The 3790-nt window shown below is 36.4% G+C and carries 5 protein-coding genes; 4 read left to right on the plus strand and 1 reads right to left on the minus strand.

The genetic code is table 11. From position 1 onward, the window contains the following. From ABF281_RS08515 to miaA, 4 genes are all read left to right on the plus strand, one after another. The coding region (locus ABF281_RS08515) for a T9SS type A sorting domain-containing protein (RefSeq protein WP_347181252.1) at positions 1–252 on the plus strand (252 nt) is incomplete at its 5' end. 261 nt (positions 253–513) lie between these two features. Next, positions 514–1605, plus strand: a complete 1092-nt coding sequence (locus tag ABF281_RS08520; RefSeq protein ID WP_347181253.1) for an exonuclease domain-containing protein — start codon at positions 514–516, stop codon at positions 1603–1605. Beyond that, positions 1595–2416 (plus strand): ion transporter, encoded by an 822-nt coding sequence (locus tag ABF281_RS08525; protein ID WP_347181254.1) that lies wholly within the window; start codon positions 1595–1597, stop codon positions 2414–2416. The genes ABF281_RS08520 and ABF281_RS08525 overlap by 11 nt, the downstream gene beginning before the upstream one ends. A gap of 2 nt (positions 2417–2418) precedes the next feature. Beyond that, a complete protein-coding gene (gene miaA, locus ABF281_RS08530) occupies positions 2419–3321 on the plus strand; it encodes a tRNA (adenosine(37)-N6)-dimethylallyltransferase MiaA (protein ID WP_347181255.1) in 903 nt (300 codons plus the stop codon). Positions 3322–3334: 13 nt separating this feature from the next. Here miaA and ABF281_RS08535 read toward each other — a convergent pair whose 3' ends face one another. After that, the gene (locus ABF281_RS08535) at positions 3335–3742 is read right to left on the minus strand and encodes a hypothetical protein (RefSeq protein ID WP_347181256.1); all 408 of its coding nucleotides are present in this window, start codon (positions 3740–3742) and stop codon (positions 3335–3337) included. Between the last annotated feature and the right edge of the window lie 48 nt (positions 3743–3790).

Consider the following 3790-nt stretch of genomic DNA (forward strand, 5'->3'; position numbering starts at 1 on the left):
CCCCTGCAAATATCTTCTAAACAAAAAGGGATGCTGTACCCAAACCCAACAAGTGAGCTGTTGCACTTGGACCACAACACGGCAAAAGAACTAGACTATGTGGTCTATGACCTCACAGGAAAACGAGTACAGTCCACTACTTGTTCAGGAACAAAACATGTGATCAACGTATCTCCACTTGCCCCAGGGGTTTATGTTCTAGAAACCCACATAGGCCAACAAAAAAATCAGTGGCGTTTTGTGAAAGAATAAAATGTTATTTTTTACCAAACAATAATAAATATCCTCAACCAAAAGTTGAGGATATTTTATGTTTAGGGAGAATTAAGAAACCGTTAAAACTGCCACAGTTAAGTATAATTCTCAAACGAGTTGGTTTCAAAAAGACAAAGGTTTGACCCTATATCTAACTAGAATACCAAATAGTACTCTTCTACCTTACACCAATCAACTTGGATATGTTATATTTGTGAAATCATAAAGAAATCAGAACATTAACTGTCAATTTATTTCATGTACGCTATCCTAGACATCGAAACCACTGGAGGAAAATTTAATGAAGAAGGCATGACAGAAATTGCCATTCATAAATTTGATGGTAAAAAAGTAGTAGACTCATTTATCACTTTGGTCAACCCTGAAATACCCATCCAACCCTTTGTGGTTCAATTAACTGGAATCAACAATAAGATGTTGGTGAAGGCTCCAAAGTTTTATGAAATCGCAAAAAAAATCATTGATATCACTGAAGGTTGTGTAGTGGTCGCTCACAACGCTAGTTTTGATTATAGAATTCTTGGCAATGAATTCAAACGCCTCGGCTATGCTTTTGTAAAAGATACCTTGTGCACCGTAGAATTGAGTAGAAAATTAATTCCAGATCAGGATTCTTATAGTCTAGGAAAGCTTTGTAAAAGTCTTGGAATACCGATGAGCGAAAGACACAGGGCCAACGGAGATGCTGTGGCTACGGTAAAACTTTTTAAGATGCTTCTTAATAAAGATATAGACAAAGAAATCATCAAAACCAACATCAAAGCCGAGGGCAAAACAAAAAGCAAACTCAGCAATCACTTTCAAAAACTGTTAGACAAATCTCCAAGAAAAACAGGAGTCTTTTATATTCATGATCAACAGGGAGAGGTCATTTATATTGGAAAAAACAGAAACATGAGAACTGGGGTCAACCAATTGTTGATGCGTAAATCTAACCGTTCAAAATCACTTCAAAAAAAGATTCATGACATTAGTTATGAAGAAACAGGAAGTCTGTTGATTGCTAGCGTAAAGTGCCATGAAGCCATGGTCAAGCATCAGTACAAATACAATAGCATAGCTAAAAAAAATATACCACCGACTGTGTTCAATACCGAAAACGCACTGTTGATTGACCACGGTAGAGGAACCGCAGAAAAATCAATTTTCCTCATAGAAAATGGAGCTTTAAAAGGATATGGCTATGTAGAATTGGCCTACCAAATCACTCATATAGATATTGTTAGAAACCTCATTTCTCCTATGGAAGACAACCTGTTCAACAGACAGGAAGTTAAGAAATATTTAGAAGGAGGTAAATTTAAAAAAATCGTTCGTTTTGAATCGTAAGAACCCTACAAAAAACAGAAAAGAACGATTACACGAAATTATTTACGAGGCAGATACCCCTGCCGGTAAATTATTTGACGTCGTTTTATTGGTACTCATTTTGATTAGCGTTCTAGTGGTAATGCTAGAAAGTGTTGAGCATTTGCACCTCATTTATGGGGATTACTTTTCTGCTGTGGAATGGATCATTACCGTGTTGTTTACCATAGAATACAGCTTACGGGTTTATACTGTAAAGCAACCGTTAAAATACATACTTAGTCCTTACGGATTGATTGATTTGGCTGCTACACTACCCAAGTATCTGGGCTTGTTTATCGGTAAAACTGAGGCCTTATTGATTTTGAGAGCGCTAAGATTGTTGAGGGTTTTTACCATTTTAAAATTAGCAAGATACATTGGCGCTTCTAATGATTTGATGAAAGCCATCAAAGCGAGTAGAGCCAAAATTGGGGTTTTTGTCTTTGCTGTTGTTGTGCTTTCTATTGTACTGGGTACCCTCATGTATCTGATTGAGGGAAATTCAGAAAGTGGATTTACCAGTATTCCAAGAGGAGTATATTGGGTTGTTGTAACCATGACTACTGTAGGCTATGGAGACATTGCACCAGTTACTGCCTTAGGTCAGTTTCTAGCCACCCTTGTGATGATTATGGGTTATGGAATTATTGCAGTACCCACAGGAATTGTGTCCTCAGAATACAACGGAGTAAAAAATCAAAAAATCAACACACAAGTTTGTAAACATTGCAATGAACAAAACCACAGCGATACCGCTAAATTTTGCCATCAATGTAGAGAACATTTATAAAAATGAACTACCTAATTACAGTTGTTGGCCCTACAGCCATTGGAAAAACGGCATTGAGCATAAAACTTGCTCAGCATTTTAAAGCAGCAATCATCTCTTGTGATTCTAGACAATTTTTTAAAGAAATGTCTATTGGTACTGCTGTACCAGAACCTGAAGAACTGGCTGCAGCTCCGCATTATTTTATTCAAAACAAAAGTATTCAGGAAAACTACAGTGTAGGACATTTTGAGCGAGAAGCTATTGACAAAATAAACGAGCTTTTTGTCACCAACAATATTGTGATTATGGTGGGTGGAAGTGGTTTGTATGTCGATGCAGTGATTAACGGATTGGATTACTTCCCTACCGTTGACCCCGCTGTGAGAGTTGAACTCAATACTCGATTAGAAAAAGAAGGGCTTTCTAGTTTACAACATCAATTAAAAGAACTAGATCCAGAAACTTATCAAGACATTGCTATTGATAACCCACACCGTCTCATCAGAGCTTTAGAAGTTTGTATCGGGAGCGGACAAACTTATAGTTCTTTTAAAAACAAACCCAAATCTCCTAGAAACTTTACACCTATCAAAATTGGACTGAAGGCCGATAGAGCTATTATTTATGATCGAATCAATCGTAGAGTGGATCTCATGATAGAGAAAGGCTTACTAAAAGAAGTTCAATCACTTTATAATCAAAGACAACTAAATGCTTTAAATACTGTTGGTTATAGAGAAATATTCAGTTACCTAGAAGGTAAGATAGATTTTGAATTTTCAGTTTCAGAAATCAAAAAGAACTCAAGACGCTTTGCCAAAAGACAACTGACTTGGTTCAAAAAAGACGAAAACACTTTGTGGTTTGATCATCTAGAACCTGTAGGAAACATTTTGCAACGCATTGAAAAATTAGTTCAATAAGAAGAAGGGTGTATTATATGCTGTTTTCAACTATCCCCTTATGGCGTTCTCGAAGTTTGAAAAGATGTTGATCATGTTCAAAAGGATGTTTGCCAAAAACCCTCCAACCAAGATGATCTCTATCCAAGGAATAAATAAATTGATGGGTAAACTTTCCCTCGTACAATGTCAAAACATCATGTGCCTTAGGATCATATGTAAAACCAAATATGGCTGTAGAATTTAAATTTTCCAACCATCTGTCTTCAGCGATTTCTCTGAGTACTTCCTCATCAGAATAAACATTCAATGCTTCAGTCGTGATTGTGTTGTTCACTTCCTTTTTATTTGAGACCCCAGTACTTAAAACCCAGTAAGGTCTTGTTTTGTCAATAGGGTCTGAACAAAGACTTAGTTGATATTCTTGAAATACTTCACACATTTTTATTCTTTAATTGTTTGACCAAAGTCGAAAGGTCGTTTACATCTA

It is taken from the genome of Wenyingzhuangia sp., assembly GCF_039768515.1.
GTDB lineage: Bacteria > Bacteroidota > Bacteroidia > Flavobacteriales > Flavobacteriaceae > Wenyingzhuangia.